The following is a 792-nucleotide window of genomic DNA, read 5'->3' on the forward strand; positions in this document are numbered from 1 at the left end:
TAAGTGGATGAGTAGTGAAATTGATAAAGAAGCTTTATTAAACAATGAAGAATTCTGGAGCTTTGATAAGGAAATGGCTACAAGAGAATCTTCAGGAATAGTAATAAACAGATTAGCTGCACTTATTCCAAACTTTATTGGAGGTTCAGCAGACCTTGCTCCTTCAAATAAAACTTATATGGCTGGAAAAGGAGACTTCTCAGCAGAAGATAGAAGTGGACAAAACCTTCACTTTGGAGTTAGAGAACACGCTATGGCAGCTATAGCTAATGCAATGTATGCTCACGGAGGACTTAAAGTATTCTGTGCAACATTCTTTGTATTCAGTGATTACATGAAGGGTGCTATGAGATTATCGGCTCTTATGAATCTTCCAGTAGCTTATGTTTTAACACATGATAGTATTGGAGTAGGAGAAGACGGGCCAACTCACCAACCAATAGAACAATTAGCAGCTCTTAGAAGTATGCCAAATATGACAGTATTTAGACCAGCAGACTCAAAAGAAACAGCAGCAGCTTGGTATTATGCTGTAACTAATGGAAAAACTCCAACATCATTAGTATTAACAAGACAAAAGTTACCACTATATGATGGATGCGCAAAGAGAGCATTAAAGGGTGGATATATCCTTAAGGACTCTAAGAAAGAAACTCCAGATGTATTACTTATGGCATCAGGTTCAGAAGTTGAATTGATTTACAAAGCAGCTGATGAGCTGGCAGCAAAAGGAATAGACGCAAGAGTTATAAGTATGCCAGCCTTTGAATTATTCGAAGCTCAAGATGAAGC

The 792-nt window shown here is 37.8% G+C and carries 1 protein-coding gene; it reads left to right on the top strand.

Going from position 1 to position 792, the window contains the following annotated elements:
* The coding region (locus tag COL3_RS22965) for a transketolase C-terminal domain-containing protein (protein ID WP_278286698.1) at positions 1–792 on the top strand (792 nt) is incomplete at both ends.

This window comes from Clostridium sp. LS (assembly GCF_002760435.1).
Taxonomy (GTDB): domain Bacteria; phylum Bacillota; class Clostridia; order Clostridiales; family Clostridiaceae; genus Clostridium.